We start from the raw sequence: 22,897 nt of genomic DNA, 5'->3' as shown, positions 1-22,897 counted from the left end.
GGTGGGTGGGGGCTGGTCGCGCAGTTCCCCGCGCCCCTGTCGGGGCGCGGTGGCAGCTCGCGGCCGCGCGGCGGTAGCCGCAAATCGACACAGCCCCGCGCCCCTTTGGGGCGCGGTGGTGGTCGCGCCCCCGTGGCGGAGCCGCGCGGACAACACAACCCCGCGCCCCTTTACCCCAGCAAGTCCTCCACCTGCGCCTCGCCCTCTCTGTAGCGGCGGGCGATTTCCTTGGTGCAGTGGTCGGTCGTGCGTTGGAGGGTGCGGCGGCGGTGGGAGATGTGGCCCTCGTAGCGGGCGAGGCGGGTGAGGACCGTGGTGAGTTCCTCGTCCGTGCGGGCCCGGGGGTCGGAGAGTTCGACCTCGCCGAGCATCTCCGCCGCCAGCCGCCGGTACTCCTCGCTCTGCGGCGTCCCCACCGTCACATGCCGCGCCGACGAGCGCTGCGCGGCCGGCGCGTCCGTCAGGATCGCCGTCAGCCGCTTGACGAAGCCGTCCTCCGGCGCGGCCGTCCCCCCGCGCCGGGCGAGTTCCGCGCGCAGGATGTCGATGCGCCCTTGCAGCAGCCGTCGTACGTAACTCAGGTCCGCCTCGTCCTGCTGGGCATCCCGGCGCAGGGTGCGCAGCTCGGGCAGGCTCAGGGCACGGAGGTCCGGCTCCGGCGGCTCCGCGGGCAGCGGGCTGTCCGTGCGCTGCACCGGCGGCCGGTGCTCCCCCGCCCGCACCGTACGGGCCAACGACGCCATGTCGGGCTGCTGCCCGATGCTCGGTGTGGTCATGCTGCTGCTCCACCGTCCCCTCGACCGGCGCGGCGCACCCGACGGGTGCGACCGCACCACGCATCGTGCCATCCCCGATGGCCGCTTTATGACCGAGTGCCCCCGAACAGCCCCGGATGGACGGTTAAGGAGCGAGAGGAATCCCCTTCGGGTACCCCCCGAGGTCGTACACCGTGCGCACGGCATCATGGTGCCCATGCGAGCGGTGGTGCAGAGGGTGGACGGCGCCGAGGTCGTCGTCGACGGCGAGACGGTCGGCGCGATCGAGGGCGAGGGGCTGTGCGTCCTGGTGGGCGTCACCCACGAGGACACCAAGGAGAAGGCGGCGCAACTGGCCCGCAAGCTGTGGACGCTGCGGATGCTGGGGGACGAGAAGTCGTGCAGCGACATCGACGCGCCGCTGCTGGTCGTCAGCCAGTTCACCCTCTACGGGGACGCCCGCAAGGGGCGCCGCCCGACGTGGAACGCGGCGGCGCCCGGACCCGTCGCCGAGCCGCTGGTCGACGAAGTCGTCGCCCAACTGCGCGCGTTGGGGGCGACGGTGGCGACGGGCCGGTTCGGGGCCCGTATGCGGGTGTCGCTGACGAACGACGGCCCGTTCACCGTCCTGCTGGAGATGTGAGAGCGCCCGGCGGGGAACTCAGGGCTCGACGACGGTCTCCTGGGCCGCCGCCGTCGTGTCGGCGAGCAGCGGGGCGTCGACGGGGACGTTCCGCTTGACCAGGGCGAGCGCGACCGGGCCCAGCTCGTGGTGGCGTACGGACGTGGTGACGAAGCCGATCTTGCGGCCGTCGGCGCCCTCCGACGCCAGCCGCAGCTCCGTGCCGTGCGGCGGCAGGTGCACCTCGCTGCCGTCGAGGTGCAGGAAGACCAGCCGGCGCGGCGGCTTGCCCAGGTTGTGCACCCGGGCGACCGTCTCCTGGCCCCGGTAGCAGCCCTTCTGCAAGTGGACGGCGGTGGCGATCCAGCCCAGCTCGTGCGGGATGGTGCGGTGGTCGGTCTCGAAGCCGAGGCGCGGGCGGTGGTGCTCCACGCGCAGCGCCTCGTACGCCAGCAGCCCGGCCGCGGGCCCGTGCCCGGCGGCGTACGCCTCCAGGTCGCCCCGGGGCAGGAACAGCTCGCGGCCGTACGGCGTCTCGCGGACGACGACGCCGTCCGGCACCTCGGCGATGGAACCGGCGGGCTGGTGGACGACGGCGTAGTCCGCGGTGCGGTCGGCGACCTCGACCCGGTAGAAGAACTTCATCGATTCCAGGTAGGCGAGCAGCGCCTCCTGGGTGCCGGGTTCGATGTGCGCCCAGGTGGTCTCGCCGTCGTCGACCAGGTAGAGCGCGTGTTCGATATGGCCGTGCGGGGAGAGGATGAGCGCCTCGGTGGCCTCGTGCGCGGGGAGGTCGCTGACGTGCTGGGTGAGCAGCAGATGCAGCCAGCTCAGCCGGTCCGCACCGGTGACCGTGACGACGCCGCGGTGGGAGAGGTCGACGAATCCGGCGCCGTCGGCGAGTGCGCGCTGCTCGCGGAACAGGTCGCCGTAGTGGGCGGCGACGCCTTCGTCCACGCCCTCGGCGGGGACGGCGCCGGGCAGGGACAGCAGAGGGCTCTTCATGGTCATACAGCCTACGACCGGATGACCGCCCCGTTTATTTCTCCCCCGCCGTCCCGCCCCGGTGCCCCGGGGCCCCGCCCCGGCTTTCCGATGCCCCGCCCTGGGCCCGGCGCGTGCACGCCTCGCAGCGGCCGAAGATCGCGAAGTGCTTCATGTCGGTGTCGAACCCGAACTCGGCACGCAGCTTGGCGGTGAACTCGGCGGCCACCCCCACATCGGCCTCGATGACGTTGGTGCAGTCCCGGCACACCAGGTGCAGATGGTGATGGCGGTCGGCGAGGTGGTAGGTCGGCGCCCCGTGCCCGAGGTGCGCGTGCGAGACGAGCTCCAGCTCCTCCAGCAGCTCCAGGGTCCGGTAGACCGTGGAGATGTTCACCCCGGAGGCGGTTCTGCGCACCTCGGCCAGGATGTCGTCGGGAGTCGCGTGCTCCAGGGTGTCGACCGCTTCGAGCACGAGCTGCCGCTGCGGCGTCAGCCGGTAACCGCGCTGCCGCAGATCGGTTTTCCAGTCGGTGGCTACCACGGGGACCAGTCTAGGACCCCGCGCGGACACCCACGGGGGCCTGTGGACAGAGGGCTGTTCCGACGGCGGATTCCGGCGGCGCCGGGGCCGTCACTTGAAGAACGCGATCCCGTCGTCCGGCATGTCCTCGGGCAGGGCCTTGGCCCAGCGCTCGACGTCCTCCGGGGTGACGACCTTCTTCAGGTGGGCCGACATGTAGGGGCGCAGCTCGACGTCGGGCGTCTGCTTCTCGCCGACCCACATCAGGTCGCTGTTGACGTACCCGTACAGCCGCTTGCCGCCGGTGTACGGGCCGGAGGCGGCGGTGCGGGCGACGGCGTCGGTGGCCAGGTCGACCTGCGGCTTCTTGGCGGCCAGCTCGCCGTACCAGACCTCGACGACACCGTCGTCGCGGACCATGGTGACCTCGACCTTGCGGTCGGCGTCGATCCGCCAGTAGCCGGACTCGGTCTCCAGCGGCCGGACCTTGTTGCCCTCGCCGTCCAGCACCCAGCTGCGCGAGTGGTACTCCAGGAAGTCCCGGCCGTCGTGGCTGAAGGAGACCTCCTGGCCGAAGTTGCACTTCTCGGAGCCGGGGAAGTCGTGCACGCCCGCGCCGGCCCAGTCGCCGAGCAGGAAGACGAGCGGGACGAGGCTCTTGTGGAGGTCGGACGGGATCTCGATCATGAGCGGAGCTCCTGGACGACGGTCAGCGCTGGCCCTGGTACAGCTTCTTCACGGTCAGGTACGCGAAGGCGAGCACGCCGACGCAGACCAGGACCAGCAGGGTTTCGAAGAAGATCTCCACAGGGTGCTCCTCGGGCGAGCGGTACGAGTGGTACGAGCGATACGAGCGGTACGTACGGACACGGCGGTGGCCCCACAGGGCCGGACCCCAGCTTACGCGGCCGGGGTCCGGCCCTGCTCTCCGGGCCGTTCGGCCGCCGGTCAGCTCAGGAGCTGGCCCTGGAGCACCACCGTCTGCTGGAACGGGACGGCCTTCGCGCTGCCCTCGCGGGACTGCGTGATCAGCGCGACCACGTCCCCGGCGGAGAGGTACGCCTGCCGCACCTGCTCGGCGCCGTACGGCTTGGCCTCGACGTAGGTGGAGCGGTGCACGTCCCGTATGACGGCCTTGTCGGGCCAGTGCTCGTCGAAGACGGAATCCCCGGCCCCGCGCAGGGCGTACGGCGGGCTGACGGCGCCCGACAGCTCGTCAAGGAACAGGTCTTCCGCGACGGCCGCCGTGTTGAACTGCAACAGGTAGATCCGGGTGTGCGTGCCGTCGGACGTGGTCCAGCCCCGGGCGGCGACGTGCCGCAGCGCGCGGTCGGCGAGCAGGCCGCCGAGGGTCTCCCGGTCGTCCTTGTCGGCGTACGCCGCCAGGAAGTCCTTCGTCGCCAGCCAGCCGTCGGTGCCGCGCAGCGCCTTGTCGGCGGTCGCGCCCTTCGGGGCGGGCAGGACGAGGCCGCGCAGGTCGGCGTAGTGCGTGCCGGCCCTGTTGCCCTCGTCGAAGGGGCCGGGGCTGCCGGAGGGCAGCGGCGGCCGGGTCAGCTCCGGGTAGTCCCAGCGGCCGTCCGAGGCGGTGGCGAGACCGGGCAGGTCCGTGCGGTCGGCGCGTGTGATGCCGTACGCCGTGGACACCCCGACCGCCGCGAACACGGCGACGGCGGCGGTCCAGCGCAGGGCCGCCCACAGCGCGCGGCGCTCCTTCTTGGGCGGGGCCGCGGGGATGGGGGGCTGTTCCTGGACGGGGGCCTCCGAGACGGGGGCCTCCTGGACGGGAGTCTCCTGGACGGGGGCCTGCTCCGGGGCGGGAGCCTCCTGGAGGGGGGCCTGCTCCGGGACGGGTGTCTCCTGCCCCACCGGCGTCCCCTGCCCCACCGGTGTCTCCTGCTGCTGGTCGGTCATACCGCCTCCCCCGGCTCCGCGATGCGGTCGAGCTGGTCCTTGAGGAGCTGTGTGGCTCCCTCGGCCTTCAACGGGGCCACGCCGTCCACCGTGGCCGTGACCAGGACGTCTCCCTGAGGGGCGTAGCAGTACATCATGTCCAGGTCGTCGCCGGTGTCCTTCGGCGGCCGGTAGCACCGCGCGTCCTTGTGCCCCTTGATCCTGGGCCCCGCGCGCAGGACGTCGCCCAGGGCGTCGAAGAGTTGGTCCTGGCCGGCGGCCGCTGCCCGCACGGAGGAGCGGTCCATGCGGACCAGCGTGATGCTCACGGTGGCGGCCGAGTCCCAGGTGCGGTCGAGGTAGCTGCGCATCGCCATGCCCTTGATGTGCTGCTTGTCGATCTGCCGTTCCAGCTGCCTGCGCTGGGAGCGGGGCAGGTCGCGCAGCACCTCCTTGCGCAGGGCGGTGGCCCGGGCCCCGCTGAGCTCGGCGTCCGCGCCGTACTCGCCGAGGTCGGGACCGCGCCCGAAGCCGGTGGTGCTGTCGCTGCCGTACGGCACGAGCAGTGCGGCGAGCCCGGAGGCGGCGGGCGCCTTGTGGCCGTCGCCCTTCCCCTCGGGGAACTCCCAGTCGGGGGCGCCCGCGTCACGGTCGGCCCCGTCGACGGCGACGGCGGTGTACCCGACCCCGCCGACGACGGCGAGCGCGAGCACGGCGGCCCCGACGATCCGCAGCACCCGGGCACGCCCGGCGGGGCGGGCGACCGGGGTCGGACTCGTCTCCGGTACCGGAACCGGAACCGCTTCCGGTACCGGGACCGCGGCCGGAGCCGTGTCCGGGACCGGCGGGGTGGGTTCTTCGTGACTCACAGGCGCTCCAGCTGACGTTCGGCCAGGCGCATGACGGTGGCCTTGGTGACCGGCTTGCCGCCGGTGACGTAGATCTCCAGGCAGACGTCGCCACGCCAGGCGTACGCCTCCGCGTGGTACAGCGGCAGATAGCCGGCCTTCGTCTCGGGCCGGCTGTGCACATACGCACGGCCGTCCCGCGTGCCGGGCAGCGCCCAACTCCGGGTGCCGCTCTGCCGGTCGGCCCAGTACTGGTTGTTCGAATTGTCCTCTTCGGCCGCCAGCGACTCCTCCTGCCGGTACTGCACCAGCCGGATCTCCACGGTGCTGTCGCCGCCCGTTTCCCAGCCGACGACGGCGGCCCGGCGGAACTCCTCGTCCGACGCCTGCTTGAAGGCGCCGGCGGGCTTCTCGTAGGTCTCGGCGTACGTGGCCTGGTCCAGCCAGCCGTCCGCTCCCGCGAGCCACTCCGCGTCCTTGGCGCCGGCCGGCTTCTTCAGCAGCAGCTTGCGCAGATCGCCGTCGGTCCGCAGCCGGGCGTCCCGCGCGGCGGAGAGCGGCTCCGGCTCGCCCTTGGCCTGCTTGACGGCGGGCTGGGAGAGGGAGGGCAGCTTCGTCGGCGCGCGGTCGGCCTGGATCAGGTACCCGGCGCAGGCCCCGGCGACCAGCCCGAGCACGGCGGCCCCGGCGACCAGCAGCGGACCACGCCGCCGCCGGACCGGCGCGGACGGTTCCGCGGAGGACGCGACAGGGGGTTCGGCGGGAGGTTCAACAGGAGGTGCAACAGGCGGTTCGGCAGGAGGTTCGACAGGAGGTGCAACAACTGGCGCAACAAGTGATTCATCAGGCGCTTTTGGCGCGTCGGGTCTTTCTTCGGGTCGTTCCAAGACGTCCCCCACAAAAAGGTGAAGCACGGATTCCGTCCCGTGCGGCACAGAAGACCCATAGGCCCCGTTCCCGGTTGTAGACGCGTTGATTACGATTCGGGCATGGCGAAGAAGCTCGTGATCAAGGTGACGGCGGGGGCGGACGCGCCCGAACGCTGCTCGCAGGCGTTCACGGTGGCGGCCGTGGCCGTCGCCAGTGGTGTGGACGTGTCCCTGTGGCTGACCGGCGAGTCCGCGTGGTTCGCGGTGCCGGGGCGGGCCGCGGAGTTCGAGCTGCCGCACGCCGCGCCGCTGCCCGGCCTGATCGAGTCGATCATGGCGGCGGGCCGCATCACGCTCTGCACGCAGTGCGCCGCCCGCCGGGACCTCACCGAGAAGGACGTCATCGAGGGCGTCCGGATCGCGGGCGCGCAGGTGTTCGTGCAGGAGGCGATGGCGGACGAGACGCAGGCGCTCGTCTACTGAGACGGACGGCCGGACGGCCGGACGGACAGGACGGGACAGGACAGGACGGGACGGGAAAAGCGCTACCGGCGCTACCGGCGCTTCCTGCCGTCCAGCTCGTCCCACCACTCGTCGGACTTGGGGTCGCCGGAGGGGTCGTCCCACCAGCGGTCGTCGGGGCCGCGCCGGTTGGCGAGGATCGCGGCCGCCGGCGGGATGACCATCGCCACCACGCACATCCCGATGGCCGCCGGGACCGACCAGAGCCGTACGACTCCCCAGGCCAGCACGAAGAGCGCGATGCAGGTCCCCATCATCACGAAGTACGTCCGGCGCCGGCGTGCGTACATGCTTCTCAGCGTAGGCCGGACCGGCGAAGGGCCGCACCCTCCGGGAGTTCCCGGTGGGTGCGGCCCTTCCGCCGTTCGGGACGCGTGCGCGCCCCGCGCACTCAGAGGTGCGCTCAGACGCTCAGACCGCGATCGCGACCTCCGCGAGGCCGCCCTGCTGGGCGACGACCGTGCGGTCCGCGGTGCCGCCGGGAACCAGGGCCCGTACGGTCCAGGTGCCCTCGGCCGCGTAGAAGCGGAACTGCCCCGTCGCGGAGGTGGGGACCTCCGCGGTGAACTCGCCGGTCGAGTCCAGCAGGCGGACGTAGCCGGTCACCGGCTCGCCGTCACGGGTCACCTGACCCTGGATGGTGGTCTCACCGGCCTTGATCGTCGAGGCGTCCGGGCCGCCGGCCTTCGCTCCACACATGTCGTACTCCTGAAGAGGTCTTGAAAGGTCGGGGTGTCGGTGTCGTCGGTCGTGCGGGTTACTTGCCGGTGCCGAGCTCGATCGGCACGCCCACGAGGGAGCCGTACTCCGTCCAGGAGCCGTCGTAGTTCTTGACGTTCTCCTGGCCGAGCAGCTCGTGCAGGACGAACCAGGTCAGCGCGGAGCGCTCACCGATGCGGCAGTAGGCGATGGTGTCCTTGGCGAGGTCCACGTTCTCGGCGGTGTAGAGCTCCTTGAGCTCGTCGTCCGACTTGAAGGTGCCGTCGTCGTTGGCGTTCTTCGACCACGGGATGTTCGCGGCCGTCGGGACGTGGCCCGGGCGCTGCGACTGCTCCTGCGGCAGGTGGGCCGGGGCGAGCAGCTTGCCGGAGAACTCGTCGGGCGAGCGCACGTCGACGAGGTTCTTCGAGCCGATCGCGTTGACGACGTCGTCGCGGAAGGCGCGGATCGAGGCGTCCTGCGGCTTGGCCTTGTACTGCGTGACCGGGCGGCTGGGGACCTCGGAGCCGTCGACCAGGTCGCGGGAGTCCAGCTCCCACTTCTTGCGGCCACCGTCGAGGAGCTTGACGTCCTGGTGGCCGTAGAGCTTGAAGTACCAGTACGCGTACGAGGCGAACCAGTTGTTGTTGCCGCCGTAGAGGACGACGGTGGTGTCATTGGCGATGCCCTTGGCCGACAGGAGCTTCTCGAAGCCCTCCTGGTCGACGAAGTCGCGGCGGACCGGGTCCTGGAGGTCCTTGGTCCAGTCGATGCGGATCGCGTTCTTGATGTGGTTCTTGTCGTACGCGGCGGTGTCCTCGTCGACCTCGACGATGGCCACCTTCGGGTCGTCCAGGTGCGCCTGGACCCAGTCGGCGTCGACCAGTACGTCGCTGCGGCTCATGCTTTTCTCCTCCGGGGCAGTTGCGGCGGGATGATGCGGGTGGGTGCGGGGCGCGCGGCCGTGCCCGCGAGGGGCGCGTACGGCGCGGGGCGGGGCCTCGGGGGCGAGGGCGCCGTGGGGGAACGCGGAGGCGGGCGGCCTCCGGTCAGAACGTGCGACAGAGCATGGCGGCGACGCGGCACAGGTCGACTGCCCGCCGCTTCGTCAGATCCGCCTGTCCCCGCAGCCGGGGGACGCTCGAGTAGCACCGCATGCTGCGATCGTAAGGACGGACGGGCGGGCATGTCACCGGCGTGTCGCATGCTGAGACGCGATCGTCCGCGATGCGGGATGAGGAGGGTGCCGGGGGTCCCGGCGGGATCCGCACGAGGTCCGTCACTGCCCGTTTTCGCGGCCATTGTCGCTCGCCGCACACGGGGCGGGCATCTGCTGGGCGGACGGGGGCGTCTCGGCTGACGGACAGTCGTGCGGAGCGGGGGCGTACGGGCACAGCCATGGAAGGCGTGGCCGTACAGGGGCCGTGGCCGTACGGGGGCGTGGCGGCCCAGGGGCGGTCCTACCCCACGGGAAGCCGTCTCATACCGGCCGGCGGGGGTGAGACTCAGCCCGGCGGAGTGAGACTCGGCTTGGCGGAGTGAGTCTCAGCCCGTCACGCTGACGTTGGTCCCCTTGGCGGTGATGTGCACGCCGTCCTCGGCGGCCTCGACCTTGTCGATCTTGATGCCGCCGGGGAGCTGGTCGATCGCCTGCTGGAAGTCGGTGATGGAGCGGACCTTCTGCTCGGCGAGGGTCAGCCCGGTCTTGGGCAGCGAGTCGGCGTGCACCTTGACGATGCCGTTCTCGACGGTGATGGAGCTGAGCAGGGAGGTCGTCTGCGACAGCGCCTTGGTGGGGCCCTGGATCCTGACCTTCACCTTGATCTTGCCATTGCCGCCGTCCGAGAGGCCGAGGATCTGCGCGGTGACACCCGGGATGATCTCCGTCGGCTCCGACTTGGCCGCCTTCAGGAGCTCGTCGTAGGAGATCGTGGCCGTGCCGGTGGCGGTGCGGGCGGTGGCGGAGGAGTAGTCGCTGGAGAAGTCGACGCCGTGCATGTCGGCGTTGAGGTCGTCGATGCGGAGGGTGTCGGCGCCGGCGCCGCCGTTCTTCCCTGCGGTGCCGGTGGCGACCTCGTAGTCCTTGATGCCGACGTGGATCTCGTCGAGCTCGCCGCTCGCCACCTGGGTGAGGAAGGGGAAGCCGTCGATGGAGACGCTGGGCGTCTCGGCGAGGTGCTCGTTGGTCTTGATGCGGTCGGCGGCCTCGTTCTGGGCGAAGTGGACGGCGACGCGGTCGGCGATGACGAAGAGTCCGCCGACGATCACGATGATGATGAGGAGTATTCGCAGTGCGCGCATGCCCGGTGTGTCCCCCGCGTCGATCGGTCGAACGGCGAGCGTAACCCGGAGGGGTGGGGAGGGTACGGGCGAGGGTCGGCTTGTTGATCGGTTGTGACAGGGCCGCGCCCCTTGAAAGGACGGGGAAGGGCAGGGACGACGGGGGCGAGGAAACCCCCGTCGGCTACCCCGTCGGCTACCCCGTCGGCCACCCCGTCCGCTACCCCAGCGCCTGCCCCAGCACCCACACCGCCGGCGCAGCCGCGGCGAGCGGCAGGGCCACGCCCGCCGTGAAGTGGACGAACCGCGACGGATAGTCGTAGCTCGCCGCCCGGTGCCCGATCAGCGCACACACCGCCGCCCCGACCCCCAGCCCCGCCCCCGACGCCCCCAGATCCGTCATCCCGCCGACCGCGACCCCGGCCCCCGCGGCCGCCAGCAGGGCGACCACCACCGACACCACCGTCGGCAACGGCAACGCCCGCGCGACGACCGCCACCGCGACCGCCACGCCGCCCACCGTCACCGCGTCCGCGTCGGCCGCGAGATGTCCCGTCGCCACAACGGTCAGCGCCGCCGAGACGACCGTCGCCATCAGCCCGTACATCCGCTCGTCCGGATCGGCGTGCGAGCGCAGTTGCAGGACGAGGGTGAGCAGCACCCACACCCCGAGCGTGCCGAGGATCGCCGCCGGCCCGTGCTCCCGCCCCGCCGCGAGGACGGCCACGTCCGCGACGAGCCCGCCGAGGAAGGCCAGCGCGATGCCCTGCCGGGCCGGCCACATGCCGTTGAGCCGGAACCAGCCGGCCGCGGTCACGGCCTGGAGCACCACGAGCGGCACGACGAGCGCGTACGACCCGACGGCCGCCGCCCCGGCGAGCAGCACGCCGAGCACGGCGGTGAGCAGCGCGGGCTGCATCCCGGGCTCGATGATGGGCGACCGGCCCTCCAGCCGCGCCCGCTGCGCGTCGGTGATCCGGGTGTTCCCGGCGACCGTGGCGGGCCCGTAGGGCGTACCGTCACCGCCGCCTCCGCCCTCCGGTCCGGAAACAGGGGGCACCGGTGCCGGGGTCGGCGCGGGAGCCTGCGGCTCGTAGGGCACCGCCCCCGTCGTCGGCATGTACGCCGTCTCCGCCGCAGGCACGGCGAGCGAGGGCTGGACCTGTGTCTCCCAGGTCTGCCCCTGCCACTGCTGGGTGTACTGCTGCGGATCGGCGGCCTCACCGCCGTACCAGCCCTGCTGCTGGGGCTGGGGCTGGTGGGGCTGCTGATGCGGCTGCTGTGGCTGATGCGGCTGCTGGGCGTACGGCTGCGGCTCCCCGTACCCCTGCGGGTACCCGTCGTACTGCGGGGACCGGTACGGCCCCTGCTGCCCGTACTCCCCGTACTGCTCGTACTCCCCCTGCTGCCCGTGCTCCCCGTAGGGCCCATACGGCTCCGACATGCTCACCCTCCTGCGAACGGCGGGAGCACCTCTACCGTGCCGCCCTCGGCCAGCCGTACCGTCTCGTGTTCACGCTTCCCGACCGGATTTCCGTCGACGAGGAAGGAGCACCGCAGCAGGACCCGGTCCAGCTCGCCGGGGTGTCGTTCCCGGGCGGCGTCGAGCGCCTGTGCGAGCGTGGCCGCGTCGTACGGCTCCTCGGCGGTTCCGGCCGCGGCCTTGGCGGCGGCCCAGTAGCGCACCGTGCCTCTTGCCATCTCGTCCCTCGATCGGTGGTGCCGACGAGTACTTCGGCGCCGGCTGTGAACACCGTCAGGCTAGGCCCTGTAGTCAAATTCCCGTCTACCGGGCGACGCCATGCACGCACGCGCCTGACGCCGCCCGGTCCGCCCTCCGGGCGGACGACGGGGATCCGACTACAGGGCCTGGCCCGCCCGCGCCGCCACCCACGCCCCGATGCGCTCCAGCAGCTCGTCCGCCGCCGCGTTCTCGGCGTGGCCCATGCCCTCCTCCAGCCAGAGTTCGGCGTGGCCGGGGGCGGCGTCGGCCAGCATGCGGGGGTGGTCGACGGGGAAGTAGCCGTCCCGGTCGCCGTGCACGATCAGCAGCGGGGTCGGCGCGATCAGCGGCACCGACTCGACCGGCGAGGCGGGGACCGGGTCCCAGTCCCGGTGGTGGATGCGCGTGCGCAGCCCGTAGCGGCCCACCGCGCGCCCCACCGGCCGGGTGACCAGCCAGTGCAGCCGCCGCATCGGGGCCGTCCCCCGGTAGTACCAGCGGGCCGGCGAGCTGACCGCGACGACCGTGTCCGTCTCGGCGCCCTCGGGCCGCAGCGCCGCGTGCCGCAGTACCACCGAGCCGCCCATCGAGAAGCCGACCGTGGCCACCCGGGTATGGCCGAGCTCACGCGCCCACCGCACCGCCGCCGCCAGGTCGAGGACCTCGCGGTCGCCGACGGTGGAGTGCCCGCCGGAGGCGCCGTGGCCCCGGAAGGAGAACGTGACCACCGCCCCGCGGCGGCGCAGCGCGGCCGCGACCCGCCGGACGTGCGGGCGCTCGAGGTCCCCGGTGAAACCGTGCGCGACGACGAGGACGAGCCCGGCGTCCTCCGCTTCCCCGGCGGGCTCCCCGGGGTCGTACGCGGCGTCGATCACGACCCCGTCCGCCGTGCGCAGAAATCGCCGCTCCGGCCCGCGCCGTATCCCCTCCGTACACGCCCCGGCCACCGCGTCCACAGGCGTCTCACCCTTCGGACGCCCCGTGGGACGCGCCACATGACCTGCCCGACCACCGCTCATGTGGGCTATTGTGCTGCGCAGAGGACTCGGGCAGAGAAGCCCCCGGGTCCTTTTGTGCTTTCGGGAGCGTTGTATACGAAGCGGAAGGCCGGCAGCGAAGCGCGGAAGCCGCAGCGAAGCAGTGAAGCAGTGAAGCAGTGCAGTGCCGCACACATCCTCGACGGAACCGAGGAAGGACCGGACGTCATGGGCCAGCGAACCGAGCACGACCATACGAAGCCCCCGGAGGGGACGAACCCCGAGGGGAGGACGCGATGAGCTCACTGTTGCTCCTCACCAACGCCCTCCAGCCGTCCGCGGAGGTGCTGCCCGCGCTCGGGCTGCTGCTGCACAGCGTGCGGGTGGCCCCGGCGGAGGGCCCGGCCCTCGTCGACACCCCCGGCGCCGACGTCATCCTCATCGACGGCCGCCGCGACCTGCCACAGGTGCGCAGCCTGTGCCAGCTGCTGCGCTCGACGGGCCCCGGCTGTCCGCTGGTCCTGGTGGTGACCGAGGGCGGCCTCGCCGCCGTCACCGCGGACTGGGGCATCGACGACGTCCTGCTGGACACCGCAGGCCCGGCCGAGGTGGAGGCCCGGCTGCGGCTGGCCATGGGCCGGCAGCAGATCGCGGGCGACGACTCCCCCATGGAGATCCGCAACGGCGACCTGTCGGTGGACGAGGCGACGTACTCGGCCAAGCTCAAGGGCCGCGTCCTGGACCTCACCTTCAAGGAGTTCGAGCTGCTGAAGTACCTCGCGCAGCATCCGGGCCGCGTCTTCACCCGCGCCCAGCTCCTTCAGGAGGTCTGGGGCTACGACTACTTCGGCGGCACCCGCACGGTCGACGTGCACGTACGGCGGCTGCGGGCCAAGCTCGGCCCCGAGCACGAGTCGCTGATCGGCACCGTGCGGAACGTGGGCTACCGGTTCGTGACCCCGGAGAAGCCGGACCGGACCGAGCGCGCCGAGAAGCAGGACGGGCCGGGAGCATCCCAGCGGGCGGAGAGGGCGAAACGGGACGAGAAGGGCGAGTCGGCCGACGCCGCCGCCAAGGCCGCTTCCGAGGCGTGAGAAGCGGGGGAAACTCCCTGCCCAGGGCCGATCCATCCGCGTAGACTCCGCGCGTGGCCAAGGTGACTCGGGACGATGTGGCGCGGCTGGCGGGGACCTCCACCGCCGTCGTCAGCTACGTCATCAACAACGGACCCCGGCCGGTCGCCCCGGCCACGCGCGAGCGTGTCCTCGCCGCGATCAAGGAGCTGGGGTACCGGCCGGACCGGGTCGCCCAGGCCATGGCCTCGCGGCGGACCGACCTCATAGGCATGATCGTGCCGGACGCGCGCCAGCCGTTCTTCGGCGAGATGACGCATGCGGTCGAACAGGCGGCCGCCGAGCGCGGGAAAATGGTGCTGGTCGGCAACACGGACTACGTCGCCGAGCGCGAGGTCCACTATCTGCGCGCCTTCCTCGGCATGCGGGTCTCCGGGCTGATCCTCGTCAGCCACGCCCTCAACGACCACGCCGCCGCCGAGATCGAGGCCTGGGACGCGCGGGTGGTGCTGCTGCACGAGCGGCCCGAGCTGATAGACGACGTGGCGGTGGTGACGGACGACCTCGGCGGCGCCCGGCTCGCCGTCCAACACCTGCTGGAGCACGGCCATCCGTACGTCGCCTGCATGGGCGGTACGGCGGAGACGCCGGCGGTGGGCGACCCGGTCTCCGACCACGTGGAGGGCTGGCGGCAGGCGATGGCCGAGGCGGGCATCTCCACGGAGGGCCGGCTGTTCGAGGCGCCGTACAACCGCTACGACGCGTATCAGGTGGGGCTCGAGTTGCTGGCCGGCCCGCACCGGCCGCCGGCGATCTTCTGCTCGACGGACGACCAGGCGATCGGGGTGCTGCGGGCGGCGCGGGAGCTGCGGATCGAGGTGCCGGGGGAGCTGGCGGTGGCGGGGTTCGACGACGTGAAGGAGGCGGCGCTGACGGATCCGCCGCTGACGACGGTGGCGTCGGACCGGTCGGCGATGGCGCGGGCGGCGGTGGACCTCGTCCTGGACGACGGCCTCCGCGTACCCGGCTCCCACCGCGAACGCCTGAAGCAGTTCCCGTCCCGCCTGGTCAACCGCGCGTCCTGCGGCTGCGTGGCCTGAGGGACTCCAGCCCGTCCTTACACGGGGCTCCAGCCCGTCTTTACAAGGGGCTCCAGCCCATCCTTATATCGGGCATACGCACTTCTGTCGGGCTTCTCAGCGGCCCCTCAGGCGGCTCTCATGATCGCGGGACACTCTCTTTCACATGACAGAGAGCAGCTTCCGCAGCGGCGACCACGAGCAGCAGCACCCCCAGGCGGGCCAGGCCCCCGGGGCCTACCAGGCACCGGGCCCCGCGGGCCGGACCGGCCCCACCCCCGCCACCGAACACCTGTTCGCTCCCGTGAACCCCGAGTGGCCGCCTCCCCCGTCCTACGACCCCGCCACTCAGCCGGCCCCGGCGCACAAGAAGCGCGCGAAGGGCCCCTTCGCCCTCCTCGCCGCCGTGGCGATAGCCGCCGCGGCCGTCGGCGGCGGCACGGCCTACGGCATCCAGGAGCTCACCCACTCCTCGGACACCGTCGCCGCGAGCACCACCGGCACCAGCGCGGTACCGGTCGGCAAGAAGGGCTCCGTCTCCGCCATCGCCGCCGCCGTCAGCCCCAGCGTCGTGGAGATCACCGCCACCTCCAGCGCGGGTCAGTCCACCGGCTCCGGCGTGATCATCACCAGCGACGGCGAGATCGTCACCAACAACCACGTCGTCTCCGGCGCCTCCAGCGTCAAGGTCCAGACGCACGACGGCAAGACGTACACCGCCCAGGTCGTCGGCACCGACAGCAAGAAGGACCTGGCCCTGATCAAGCTGGCAGACGCCTCCGGCCTCACGGCCGCCTCGCTCGGCGACTCCGACGCCGTCCAGGTCGGCGACGAGGTCGTCGCCATCGGCTCCCCCGAGGGCCTCACCGGCACCGTCACCAGCGGCATCGTCTCCGCCCTCGACCGCGACGTGACCGTCTCCACCGACGAGGGCCAGCAGCAACAGCAGGGCGACGGCAACTGGCCGTTCCAGTTCGGCGGCCGGCAGTTCAACGGCGACACCGGTTCCTCGACGACGACGTACAAGGCGATCCAGACCGACGCCTCCCTCAACCCGGGCAACTCCGGCGGCGCGCTGATCAACGCGGCCGGTCAGATCATCGGCATCAACTCCGCGATGTACTCCTCCGCCGCCGACTCCTCCTCGTCCAGCGCGGGCAGCGTCGGCCTCGGTTTCGCCATCCCGATCAACACCGTCAAGTCCGACCTCGCGACGCTGCGGGCCGGCGGCTCCGACAGCTGAACCGACCCTCCGCACCGCGCGGCGGGCCCACTCCAGGCTCACTTCAGGAGGCCACGATGATCCAGCAGGTGACGCACACGGTGACCGGCACCGACCCGGCGGGCACGGCGCTCGCCCTGGCGGTCGCGTCCGCCCTCCACGCCCCCTCGACCCGGGCCCCCGAGGTCGTCCCCGTCCCACCGCAGCCGCAGCTCATGGGCCTGCGGACCACCGCCGCCCATCCGCACCGCCGCCGGGTCGCCCTGCGCAGGCTGGACACGCTGCGGGCCTGACGTGCGACGCTGAAGGCGTCCAGCGCACGGCACGCATGCCCCGTGCCCCGTCCGTCCCACCGCATCCGAGGAACCCCACGCCCATGAGCCCCGCCGAAGGCGACCGTGACACCCAGCGCATCCTGATCGTCGACGACGAGCCGGCGGTGCGCGAAGCACTCCAGCGCAGCCTCGCCTTCGAGGGCTACGACACCGAGGTCGCCGTGGACGGCGCGGACGCGCTGGAGAAGGCCACCGCGTACCGGCCGGACCTGCTGGTCCTGGACATCCAGATGCCGCGGATGGACGGCCTCACCGCCGCCCGCCGCATCCGCGGCACCGGCGACACCACGCCCATCCTGATGCTCACCGCCCGGGACACGGTCGGCGACCGGGTCACCGGCCTGGACGCCGGGGCGGACGACTACCTGGTCAAGCCGTTCGAACTCGACGAGCTGTTCGCCCGCGTCCGCGCGCTGCTGCGCCGCAGCGCCTACGCGGCCGCCGTGACCGGCGCGGACGAGGAGAACGAGACCCTCGCCTTCGCCGACCTCCGCATGGACCTGGCCACCCGCGAGGTGACCCGGGGCGGACGCGCGGTGGAGCTGACCCGTACCGAGTTCACGCTCCTGGAGATGTTCATGGCGCACCCGCGCCAGGTGCTGACCCGCGAGCAGATCCTCAAGGCGGTCTGGGGCTTCGACTTCGAGCCGAGCTCCAACTCCCTGGACGTCTACGTGATGTACCTGCGCCGCAAGACGGAGGCCGGCGGCGAGCCCCGCCTCGTCCACACGGTGCGCGGCGTCGGGTACGTCCTGCGCGCGGGCGGCGCGGAGTGATCCGACGCTTCCGCGCGCTCCCGCTCCGCTCCCGCCTGGCGCTGCTGGTCGCCGCGGCGGTGGCCTTCGCGGTGGCGGCGGTCTCGGTGACGTGCTGGTTCATCGTCCAGGGCAGGCTGTACGCCCAGGTGGACGACGACCTCAAGCAGGCCACCCAGCGGCCGCAGCAGTACTCCCAGGTCATCGGCACGCTCAACAACTGCACGCAGACCCCGCAGGGCGCCCCGAGCCAGCTGCGGACCCGGGAGAACTACTACCTCGAACTGGTCCAGGCGGACGGCACGGCCTGCGTCTCCTCGAACTCCGCGGGCCTGGTGAAGGTCACCGGCGCCGACAAGCGCGTGGCCCAGGAAGCGGGCTCCGCCGGCACCGCCGACCGCGTCGTGCGCCGCAACGGCACCGACGACGACGGCAACGCCGTCCGCGTCCGGACGATCCCGCTGACCGCCACCCAGGGCCTCGGCACCGAGCCGCAGGTCGTCGCCGGCACCGCCCTCCTCGTCGCGACCCCGCTCAGGAGCACCCAGTCGACCCTGAACGACCTGGCGCTGATCCTGCTGCTGGTCTCCGGCATAGGGGTGCTCGGCGCCGGGGCCGCCGGTCTGGCCGTGGCCCGCGCCGGGCTGCGCCCCGTCGACAAGCTCACCGCGGCCGTCGAACACGTGGCCCGCACGGAGGACCTCACCGTCCGCATCCCCGTCGACGAACCTGCCGACGACGAGATCGCCCGCCTCTCCCGCTCCTTCAACTCCATGACGGCGTCCCTGGCCTCCTCCCGGGATCTCCAGCAGCAACTGATCGCGGACGCCGGCCACGAACTCCGCACGCCCCTCACCTCCCTCCGCACGAACATCGAACTCCTCACCCGCAGCGAGGAGACCGGCCGCCCCCTGCCCGCCGCCGACCGCAAGGCGCTGCTCGCCTCGGTGAAGGCGCAGATGACGGAACTGGCCGCGCTCATCGGCGACTTGCAGGAACTCTCCCGCCCGGACACCGGCCAGCACTCGGACCGTACGCAGATCCTCGCCTGGCAGGACATCGTGGAGTCGGCACTGCGCCGGGCCCGGCTGCGCGGCCCGGAGCTGACGATCACGGCGGACGTGGAGCCGTGGTACGTCCGCGCGGAGCCGTCCTCGCTGGAGCGGGCGGTGGTCAACATCCTGGACAACGCGGTGAAGTTCAGCCCCGGGGCCGGCACGATCGAGGTACGGCTGGCCGACGGCGTCCTGACGGTACGGGACCACGGCCCCGGCATCGCCGCCGACGAACTCCCCCATGTCTTCGACCGCTTCTGGCGCTCACCGGGCGCCCGCGCCCTGCCGGGCTCCGGCCTCGGCCTCTCCATCGTGGCCCGCACGGTCCAACAGGCGGGCGGCGAGGTCTCCCTCGCCCCGGCCCAGGACACGGCAGGCGGCACGGTCGCCACGATCCGCCTCCCGGGGGCACCGACTCCGCCGCCGGACCAGGGCCCGGACGAGACCCCCTGACCGGCCCGACGCGCGCCCCCGGGCCCCAGCCTGTCCACACCCCGTTCCAAGGTCCTCCACAGCCGGCCGCTGAACCGTCTGCACCATGGCGCGGAAGATTCTGCTGGCGGACGACGACGCGGCCGTACGGGAAGGGCTCGGCCGGGTCCTGAGGTACGAGGGGTACGAGACCGTGCTCGCCGGGGACGGCCGCGAGGCCGTCGTACGCGTGCACGGGGACGGTGACGGCGGGCGGCCCGACCTCGTACTGATGGACGTCACCATGCCGGTGCTGGACGGGCTGGCCGCGACCCGGCGGATACGGGCCTCCGGCTGCACCGTGCCGATCCTCATGCTCACCGGGCGCGACGCCGTCGGCGACCGCATCGTCGCCCTCGACAACGGGGCCGACGGCTGTCTGACGAAGCCCTTCGCCACGGAGGAACTCCTTGCCCGCGTGAGGGCGTTGCTGCGGCGCTGTCCGCGGTCCCCGGCACCGTCGCAGGAGGACGCGCTGGTCTTCGACGAGCTGGCGATGGACCGCGTCACCCGCACGGTGACCTGGTCCGGCCGCCCGCTGGAGCTGACGAAGACGGAGTACGCCCTCCTGGAGTACCTCCTGCGCCACCCCGGCAAGGTCCTCACCCGCGGCCGACTGCTGAAGGAGGTCTGGGGCTTCCACTTCGAGCCGGCCTCCAACACGCTGGACGTCTACGTCATGTATCTCCGCCGCAAACTCCAGCACCAGGGCGCCCCGCTCCTGATCCACACGATCAGGGGCCTGGGCTTCGCCCTACGGAGGTGAGACGCCCCATAAGGGGCGCGGGGAACTGCGCGAGAAGTCCCCACCGGCGGTCAGCCGACAACGCGGGGCGGAGCCCTTTGTGAGGACGGGAAGGGTAGGGGTGGCGGGGGCGAAGAAAACTCACCGTCGAACCAACCCACCCCCCCCCGCCAGCCCCGCGTACACCCCACCCCGCCCCATCAACTCCGCATGCGTCCCCACCTCCGCCACACACCCCCCGTCGACCACCACCACCCGGTCCGCCAGCGGTGCCAGCGCCAGGTCGTGGCTGATCAGCAGCGTCGTGCGGCCCGCCGCGAGGCGGCGCAGCGGTTCCATCACCTCTCGTACCGCCCTCGCGTCCAGCCCCACCGTCGGCTCGTCCAGCACCAGTACCGGCGCCCTCCGCAGCATCGCCCGCGCGAGGGCGACCCGCTGCAACTGCCCCCCGGACAACGCGGCCGTCCCGGGCGCGATCACCGTGTCATAGCCGTCCGGCAGCGCGGCCACGAAGTCGTGCGCCGCCGCGTCCCGCGCGGCCCGTACGATCTCCGCCTCCGTCGCCCCCGGCCGCCCCGCCGCGATGTTCTCCCGGATCGTGCCCCGCAGCACCAGCGTCTCCTGCGGCAGCAACGTCACGTTCTGCCGCAGGAACTCCAGCGGCACCGCGTCCAGCGGCACCCCGTCCAGGCACACGGCCCCCTCCGTCGGGTCGTAGAAGCGGGTCAGCAGCTTCGACAGCGTCGACTTGCCGGCCCCGCTCGCCCCCGTGACCAGCACCAGCTCGCCCGGGCCGACCGTCAGCGACACCTCCCGCAGCGCCTCGCGCCCCTCCGCCCCGGGGTACCGGAACGACACCCCGTGGAAGCCGACCCACCCGCGCACCGGCCACGCCGGCACCGGTTCGGCCGGATCCGTCACGGCGGGCTCGGCGTCGAGCAGCTCGCCCAGCCGCCGCGCCCCCGCCGTCGCCGCCGTGAGCGTGAGGCCGAGCTGCCCGAGGTCCCGGACCGGCGGGTACAGATAGCCGAGGAACGCGGCGAACGCCAGCAGCTGCCCCAGCGTCATCCGCCCCTGGGCGATCTCCCACGCGCCGAGACCGATCACCGCGAGCACGCACACCGTCTCGACCACCTCGACGACCTGCTCGTACCGCTCACTCGCCCGCGCCCCCCGCACCGACGCCCGCAGCCAGGCGCGCGCCTCCTTCTCCAGCCGCGACTCCTCCGCGCGGCGCCGGTTGTACGCCTGGGTGAGAACGATGTTGCCGAGCGACTCCTCGACGACGGAGGTGAGCGCGCCGTCGGCGGCACGTTCGTCCTGGGACGCCCTCTTGATGCGGCCGGAGAAGCGGCGCGCGGCGAGCAGGAAGAGGGGGGCGAGGAGGAACGTGGCCAGCGCCAGGTCCCAGCGCAGCCAGAACGCGGCGGTGGCGTAGAAGAGCGCGGAGAAGGCGGCGGAGACAGCGCCGACGACCCCGGAGACGACCATCTGTTCGATGGCCTCGACGTCCCCGGTGAGACGTTCCACCAGGTCACCCCGCCGGTGCCGCTGGAAGAAGTCCGGCGGCAGGCTCTGTACGTGCCGGAACACCTTCGCCCGCAGCCGCAGCACGAACCGCTCGGCCGTCCACACGGCGAGGGAGTTGCCGAGATAGCCGACGAGCGCGCCCAGGACGGCGACGCCGAGCCACGCGCCGGCCGGCCCCCAGAACGCGGCGAGCGAACCGGCTCGGAGCGCGTGGTCGGTGAGTTCGGCGAAAAGCAGAATGGCGGCGGTCTCGGCGAGCGCGGAGACGATCACGCAGACGACGATCAGCACCAGCGGTCCGCGGTCGCCGCGCGTCAGCGGCCAGAACCGCGCGAACGCCGCTTTGACTTCACGCACGGGACGTCCTCGATTTCCAGGTCCGGGGGAATTGTCGATCGCGTACACGCCCGAGGCGGGGCCCCGGACCTCGCTCGGTCCGGCGGCCCCGCCTCGTGGAGGGTTGTCAGCCCTTGTGGCCGACCGGGCGGCGCTTCGGCGCGGCCTTCTTCGGCGCGTGCTTCTTCGCCACCGGGGCGGCGGGCTTGCGGTTCTTCTTGACCGGGGTGACCTTGCGGAAGCTCATGACGTCTCCTTGTTCGTTGCCGTTGTTCTCTTCGCCGTAAGCGCCGTTCGCTTTCGACATGGAAAACACTACGGGACCCCGGGACCGAAAACGGCTTATTCCGCTGAGACCTCGATGAATTGCAGCTGAAACCATTTTCAGGCGGTTCGCGGAACCATTCGCCGTCTCACACAGAATTTATTACGGCTCTTATATCGAATTCACCCAGCTCATTCCCAGGCGCATTCGATGCCCGCGTGCCGCGGAGGCGACACTCCCCGCGCCCTCCCCGTACGCTCGGACGCATGACCAGCGAAGACACCGCACGGCCCGGCCCGAACCGCTCCCTCGACACCCTCACCGAACTCTCCCCCGGGCAGGCCGAGGCCGTTCTCGCGCTGCTCGCGGAGGCCGCCCGGTGCGACGGGCAGCCGGCGGTGTCCGAGCAGGGCCGGCTGCGACTGCGCGGCGGCGCCCGGGACGGCGTACGGCATCTGCTGCTGTCGGCCGGCGGCACGCTCGTCGGCTACGCGCAACTGGAGGACACCGATCCGGTGGAGGCGCCGGCCGCGGAACTGGTCGTGCACCCCTCCCACCGCGGGCAGGGCCACGGCCGCGCGCTCGGCTCGGCGCTGCTCGCCGCCACGGGCAAGCGACTGCGCGTGTGGGCGCACGGCGGGCACTCCGCCGCCCGGCACCTCGCCCAGGTCCTCGGCCTCACCCTCTTCCGCGAACTGCGCCAGATGCGCCGCCCGTTGACCGACTTCGACGCCCCCGAGCCGAAGCTGCCGCAAGGCGTGACCGTTCGGACGTTCCGGCCCGGGCAGGACGACACGGCCTGGCTCGCCGCCAACGCCGAGGCCTTCGCCCACCATCCCGAGCAGGGCTCCCTCACCCAGCGCGACCTGGACGACCGCAAGGCCGAGCCCTGGTTCGACCCCGAGGGCTTCTTCCTGGCCGAGCGCACGAGCGGGGACGACGGAAACGGCGGGAACAGCGGGAACGGCGGAAACGGCGAAGGCGAACTCCTCGGCTTCCACTGGACGAAGACGCACGCCGAGGAGGGGCTCGGCGAGGTCTACGTCGTCGGCGTGCGCCCCTCCGCCCAGGGCGGCGGCCTCGGCAAGGCCCTCACCACCATCGGCCTGCGCCACCTGGCGGAACGCGGTCTGCCCACCGCGATGCTCTACGTCGACGCCGACAACACGGCGGCCGTGACGGTGTACGAACGCCTCGGCTTCACGACGTACGAGACGGACCTGATGTACCGCACGGAGAGCTAGTAGTGCTTCGTCAGGTTCTGGGCTGTCTGCGGCTTCTCCGAGGGCGGGGCAGGGGTCGTCCGCAGGTGGTGCAGGTACCGGTCCAGCACCTCAGC

25 protein-coding genes are annotated in these 22,897 nt (G+C 72.2%); 10 read left to right on the top strand and 15 right to left on the bottom strand.

The window, feature by feature from the left end:
- Nucleotides 1-170: 170 nt before the first annotated feature.
- Nucleotides 171-776, bottom strand: coding sequence for an RsiG family protein (locus tag IO29_RS26525; protein ID WP_030382492.1), 606 nt, complete (start codon nt 774-776; stop codon nt 171-173).
- A 196-nt stretch (nt 777-972) separates the two neighbouring features.
- On the opposite strand from IO29_RS26525, the gene dtd reads away from it, so the two are divergent.
- On the top strand, nt 973-1,398 hold the full coding sequence (dtd, locus tag IO29_RS26520) for a D-aminoacyl-tRNA deacylase (RefSeq protein WP_030382491.1): 426 nt from the start codon (nt 973-975) through the stop codon (nt 1,396-1,398).
- 18 nt (nt 1,399-1,416) lie between these two features.
- Here dtd and IO29_RS26515 read toward each other — a convergent pair whose 3' ends face one another.
- The 6 genes from IO29_RS26515 to IO29_RS26485 all read right to left on the bottom strand — a co-directional run bounded on the left by IO29_RS26515 (nt 1,417) and on the right by IO29_RS26485 (nt 6,299).
- Nucleotides 1,417-2,382 carry a CAF17-like 4Fe-4S cluster assembly/insertion protein YgfZ gene (locus tag IO29_RS26515; RefSeq protein ID WP_030382490.1) on the bottom strand — a complete coding sequence of 322 codons (966 nt, stop codon included), beginning with the start codon at nt 2,380-2,382 and terminating at the stop codon, nt 1,417-1,419.
- A gap of 34 nt (nt 2,383-2,416) precedes the next feature.
- Entirely contained in the window at nt 2,417-2,905 is a 489-nt protein-coding gene (locus tag IO29_RS26510) for a Fur family transcriptional regulator (RefSeq protein ID WP_030994082.1), read from the bottom strand.
- 90 nt (nt 2,906-2,995) lie between these two features.
- A complete protein-coding gene (locus tag IO29_RS26505) occupies nt 2,996-3,571 on the bottom strand; it encodes a heme-binding beta-barrel domain-containing protein (protein WP_030382488.1) in 576 nt (191 codons plus the stop codon).
- A 261-nt stretch (nt 3,572-3,832) separates the two neighbouring features.
- The gene (locus IO29_RS26495) at nt 3,833-4,795 is read right to left on the bottom strand and encodes a hypothetical protein (protein WP_106969902.1); all 963 of its coding nucleotides are present in this window, start codon (nt 4,793-4,795) and stop codon (nt 3,833-3,835) included.
- Nucleotides 4,792-5,643, bottom strand: a complete 852-nt coding sequence (locus IO29_RS26490) for a hypothetical protein (RefSeq protein WP_030382486.1) — start codon at nt 5,641-5,643, stop codon at nt 4,792-4,794. The genes IO29_RS26495 and IO29_RS26490 overlap by 4 nt, the downstream gene beginning before the upstream one ends.
- A complete protein-coding gene (locus IO29_RS26485) occupies nt 5,640-6,299 on the bottom strand; it encodes a hypothetical protein (protein ID WP_078618497.1) in 660 nt (219 codons plus the stop codon). Before IO29_RS26485 ends, IO29_RS26490 begins: the two co-directional genes overlap by 4 nt.
- 312 nt (nt 6,300-6,611) lie before the next feature.
- Between IO29_RS26485 and IO29_RS26480 the strand changes: the two genes are divergently transcribed.
- The gene (locus IO29_RS26480) at nt 6,612-6,974 is read left to right on the top strand and encodes a DsrE family protein (protein WP_030382484.1); all 363 of its coding nucleotides are present in this window, start codon (nt 6,612-6,614) and stop codon (nt 6,972-6,974) included.
- Between the two features lie 71 nt (nt 6,975-7,045).
- On the opposite strand, the gene IO29_RS26475 is transcribed toward IO29_RS26480, so the two are convergent.
- The 7 genes from IO29_RS26475 to IO29_RS26445 form a co-directional block, all read right to left on the bottom strand.
- Nucleotides 7,046-7,303: a DUF3099 domain-containing protein gene (locus IO29_RS26475; RefSeq protein WP_030382483.1), complete on the bottom strand. Its 258-nt coding sequence runs from the start codon at nt 7,301-7,303 to the stop codon at nt 7,046-7,048.
- Nucleotides 7,304-7,424: 121 nt separating this feature from the next.
- On the bottom strand, nt 7,425-7,712 hold the full coding sequence (locus IO29_RS26470) for a DUF1416 domain-containing protein (protein ID WP_030382482.1): 288 nt from the start codon (nt 7,710-7,712) through the stop codon (nt 7,425-7,427).
- A 58-nt stretch (nt 7,713-7,770) separates the two neighbouring features.
- A complete protein-coding gene (locus tag IO29_RS26465) occupies nt 7,771-8,616 on the bottom strand; it encodes a sulfurtransferase (protein ID WP_030382481.1) in 846 nt (281 codons plus the stop codon).
- A 641-nt stretch (nt 8,617-9,257) separates the two neighbouring features.
- Nucleotides 9,258-10,013, bottom strand: coding sequence for an LmeA family phospholipid-binding protein (locus IO29_RS26460; protein ID WP_030382480.1), 756 nt, complete (start codon nt 10,011-10,013; stop codon nt 9,258-9,260).
- Between the two features lie 199 nt (nt 10,014-10,212).
- Entirely contained in the window at nt 10,213-11,436 is a 1,224-nt protein-coding gene (locus IO29_RS26455; RefSeq protein ID WP_051707938.1) for a hypothetical protein, read from the bottom strand.
- A gap of 2 nt (nt 11,437-11,438) precedes the next feature.
- Nucleotides 11,439-11,693, bottom strand: a complete 255-nt coding sequence (locus tag IO29_RS26450; protein ID WP_030382478.1) for a MoaD/ThiS family protein — start codon at nt 11,691-11,693, stop codon at nt 11,439-11,441.
- Nucleotides 11,694-11,852: 159 nt separating this feature from the next.
- On the bottom strand, nt 11,853-12,734 hold the full coding sequence (locus tag IO29_RS26445; RefSeq protein WP_030382477.1) for an alpha/beta hydrolase: 882 nt from the start codon (nt 12,732-12,734) through the stop codon (nt 11,853-11,855).
- 254 nt (nt 12,735-12,988) lie between these two features.
- Here IO29_RS26445 and IO29_RS26440 point away from each other — a divergent pair, with 254 nt between their 5' ends.
- The 7 genes from IO29_RS26440 to IO29_RS26410 all read left to right on the top strand — a co-directional run bounded on the left by IO29_RS26440 (nt 12,989) and on the right by IO29_RS26410 (nt 19,448).
- Nucleotides 12,989-13,786 carry a response regulator transcription factor gene (locus IO29_RS26440; protein ID WP_030382476.1) on the top strand — a complete coding sequence of 266 codons (798 nt, stop codon included), beginning with the start codon at nt 12,989-12,991 and terminating at the stop codon, nt 13,784-13,786.
- Between the two features lie 53 nt (nt 13,787-13,839).
- Nucleotides 13,840-14,865, top strand: a complete 1,026-nt coding sequence (locus IO29_RS26435) for a LacI family DNA-binding transcriptional regulator (RefSeq protein WP_078618496.1) — start codon at nt 13,840-13,842, stop codon at nt 14,863-14,865.
- Nucleotides 14,866-15,010: 145 nt separating this feature from the next.
- Nucleotides 15,011-16,087, top strand: coding sequence for a S1C family serine protease (locus IO29_RS26430; protein WP_030382474.1), 1,077 nt, complete (start codon nt 15,011-15,013; stop codon nt 16,085-16,087).
- Nucleotides 16,088-16,143: 56 nt separating this feature from the next.
- Complete coding sequence (locus IO29_RS26425) at nt 16,144-16,359, top strand: hypothetical protein (protein WP_030382473.1); 216 nt, start codon at nt 16,144-16,146, stop codon at nt 16,357-16,359.
- A gap of 83 nt (nt 16,360-16,442) precedes the next feature.
- Nucleotides 16,443-17,177 (top strand): response regulator transcription factor, encoded by a 735-nt coding sequence (locus IO29_RS26420; RefSeq protein ID WP_030382472.1) that lies wholly within the window; start codon nt 16,443-16,445, stop codon nt 17,175-17,177.
- Nucleotides 17,174-18,664: a HAMP domain-containing sensor histidine kinase gene (locus IO29_RS26415; protein WP_030382471.1), complete on the top strand. Its 1,491-nt coding sequence runs from the start codon at nt 17,174-17,176 to the stop codon at nt 18,662-18,664. Before IO29_RS26420 ends, IO29_RS26415 begins: the two co-directional genes overlap by 4 nt.
- A gap of 85 nt (nt 18,665-18,749) precedes the next feature.
- Nucleotides 18,750-19,448: a response regulator transcription factor gene (locus IO29_RS26410; protein WP_030382470.1), complete on the top strand. Its 699-nt coding sequence runs from the start codon at nt 18,750-18,752 to the stop codon at nt 19,446-19,448.
- A gap of 120 nt (nt 19,449-19,568) precedes the next feature.
- On the opposite strand, the gene IO29_RS26405 is transcribed toward IO29_RS26410, so the two are convergent.
- Nucleotides 19,569-21,314, bottom strand: coding sequence for an ABC transporter ATP-binding protein (locus tag IO29_RS26405; protein ID WP_051848705.1), 1,746 nt, complete (start codon nt 21,312-21,314; stop codon nt 19,569-19,571).
- Between the two features lie 510 nt (nt 21,315-21,824).
- On the opposite strand from IO29_RS26405, the gene mshD reads away from it, so the two are divergent.
- Nucleotides 21,825-22,802, top strand: a complete 978-nt coding sequence (gene mshD / locus IO29_RS26400) for a mycothiol synthase (protein WP_030382468.1) — start codon at nt 21,825-21,827, stop codon at nt 22,800-22,802.
- The last annotated feature ends 95 nt before the right edge of the window (nt 22,803-22,897 follow it).

The sequence above is a fragment of the Streptomyces sp. NRRL F-6676 genome (genome assembly GCF_000725625.1).
Taxonomy (GTDB): domain Bacteria; phylum Actinomycetota; class Actinomycetes; order Streptomycetales; family Streptomycetaceae; genus Streptomyces.
The sequence above is the reverse complement of the archived record's forward strand: the minus strand, read 5'-3'. Positions and strand labels throughout refer to the sequence as shown.